Origin of the sequence: Bradyrhizobium sp. (assembly GCF_036009065.1) — a bacterium.
In the GTDB taxonomy this organism is placed as follows: Bacteria; Pseudomonadota; Alphaproteobacteria; order Rhizobiales; family Xanthobacteraceae; genus Bradyrhizobium.
Genome location: NZ_DASYMN010000340.1, coordinates 1 through 2,312 on the forward strand (window position 1 = coordinate 1; position 2,312 = coordinate 2,312).

At 64.0% G+C, this 2,312-nt stretch carries 2 protein-coding genes; one reads left to right on the forward strand and one right to left on the reverse strand.

Annotation, left to right across the window (positions count from 1 at the left end):
* The first annotated feature begins 200 nt into the window (after positions 1 to 200).
* On the forward strand, positions 201 to 1,493 hold the full coding sequence (locus tag VGP39_RS20985) for an IS4 family transposase (protein ID WP_327570014.1): 1,293 nt from the start codon (positions 201 to 203) through the stop codon (positions 1,491 to 1,493).
* A gap of 129 nt (positions 1,494 to 1,622) precedes the next feature.
* On the opposite strand, the gene VGP39_RS20990 is transcribed toward VGP39_RS20985, so the two are convergent.
* Positions 1,623 to 2,312 (reverse strand): NAD(P)-dependent oxidoreductase (locus VGP39_RS20990; RefSeq protein WP_327570015.1); only part of this gene is annotated, 690 nt, incomplete at its 5' end.

The window sequence follows — 2,312 nt, forward strand, 5'->3', positions numbered from 1 at the left end:
GCACTAGGGCATGCACACAACTGGTGCGACGGATTGACTCGGTAGCCGGCTGGGGGATTCCAGAATCGGGAATTCGTGTGATTTCTATTGTGGCACTTCGGTTCTGGCGGAGGTGTCAACATGCTGGCGCAGATTGACTGGTCGTTAGGTCGGTTCGGGGATCGTCGTCTCGAAAAAGGGGGGCGGCGCTCGTCGAATGCATGGTTGCTGGCAAGGATGTCTGCCTGCGGCGGCTGGCGGGAGGCGTCCGCGCCCGGGAGGTGCGGTTCAACCGCTTTCTTGGCAATGCCAGGGTGACGGCCGAGCGGATCATCGAAAGCTGGAGCGCGGGCACGATGACGGCGGCGGAGGGCCGCCATGTGCTGGCGATCCAGGACACCAGCGAAATCAATTTTGCCACCACTGCAGAACGTCGGCGCGGGCTCGGTGAGATCGGCCACGGCAATGGCCGAGGGGTGTTGCTGCACCCGATGCTGGCGGTGGATGCCGAAAGCGGCAGCTGTCTTGGTCTGTTGAGTGGTCAGGTGTGGACCCGCAAGGGCCGTCGCACCGTCTCGCACGACCTGCGCGATCTGTCGGACAAGGAATCGCAGCGCTGGATCGCCACGGCGCTGGCGGCCCGGCCGCTGCTGGCCAAGGCGGCGATGGTAACCGCGCTCGGCGACCGCGAGAGCGACATCTTCGCCTTTTATGCCAGTGCCGCGGAGCAGTACTTCCATGTGATTGCCCGCAGCATGCATGATCGCAAGCTCGCAGACAGGAGCGAGCTGTATGCGACCGGCGAAGCTATGGCCGTTGCTGACCGGCGCAGCATTGTGCTGCCGGCGCGGGCGCAGCGAGCCCAGCGTGTCGCCTCTCTCGAGCTGCGCTTCGGCGCAGTCAATTTGGCCCGTCCGCAAAGCAGGCTCCTGCGCCATCTGCCTGAAAGCTTGCCGCTGACCCTGGTGGACGTGCGTGAGACCGATCCTCGCGCTGGCACAGAGCCGCTGCACTGGCGGCTTCTCACCACTCATCCGATAACCAAAACCGAAGAGGCATGGCGCATCGTCGAATGGTACAAGCGGCGCTGGCTGATCGAGCAATTCTTCCGCGTCCTCAAGACCCAAGGCTTCAGACTCGAAGACAGCCAGGTCGGCACTGCCGAGCGGCTGCTCAAGTTGGTCGCAATCGCCGCCAAGGCAGCAGTCATCACCATCCAACTCTTGCAGGCGCGCGATGGCCGTGACCATCAGCCCGTCCGGCTCGCCTTCGATACCAGCGAGATCACAACGCTCGCCGCCTTCAACGAGAAGTTTGAGGCCCAAAGCAAGCGGCTCAGGAACCCGCATCCCCCCGATAGCCTCGCTTGGGCCTCATGGATTATCGGCCGCCTCGGCGGCTGGGACGGCTATCCATCGTCCAAACCGCCAGGTCCAATCACCATGAAGCATGGCCTCGAATACTTCCACGCCGCCGCCACAGGATGGAGCCTCAGAGATGTGTGCATGCCCTAGTGCGAACGCAGGGACCCATACGCCGCGGCCCGTCGATCAAAAATAGCTGGAGGACAGCTTCGTCGCCTCGCAAACGCTTGCGGTTATGGGTCCCGGCTCGCGCTTCGCTTGGCCGGGACGACAGCTGGACTACTTCTTCTTCACAATCCTGCGGCAATGCTCCCACGCCGCGCTCATCAGATTGACGCTGGCCTCCGGTGTGCGGAACGCCGAATGCGCCGACAGCGTCACGTTCGGCACCTTGGTCAGCGGATGGTCCGCCGGCAGCGGCTCGATGTTGAAGACGTCGAGTCCGGCATGGCGGATATGACCGGACTCCAGCGCATCGATCATCGCCTGTTCGTCGACGATGGCGCCGCGGGCGGTGTTGACGAAGATCACGCCCGGCTTCATCGCCTCGATGAAGGCGCGCGAGACGAAGCCGCGGGTCTCGTCGTTCAGCAGCAGATGCAGCGAGATCACGTCGCTCTCGGCGAGCAGATCGTCGAGCTCGACGAATTCGAGGCCGGGGATTTTCTTCTTCGGCGTCCGGTTCCAGGCGATCACGCGCATGCCGGACCCGCGCGCGATCCGCGCCACTTCCGCAGCGATCCCGCCATAGCCGATCAGGCCGAGCGTCTTGCCTGTCAGTTGCATGGCATCGTCGCGCAGCCAGTTGCCGGCGCGGATGCCGCGATCCATTTTGGCGAGCCCGCGCGCACCCTCCCACATCAGGGCGATCGCGCATTCGGCGACCGCCGTGTCGCCATACCCCTTGATCAGATGCACTTCGATGCCGGCATCGGCAAGCTCTTCCGGGTTCATGTAGCTGCGCGCGCC

What these genes read in the sequence shown, in the direction of transcription:
- VGP39_RS20985 (WP_327570014.1), top strand. Translation starts at nt 201, where the DNA reads ATGGTTGCTGGCAAGGATGTCTGCCTGCGGCGGCTGGCGGGAGGCGTC.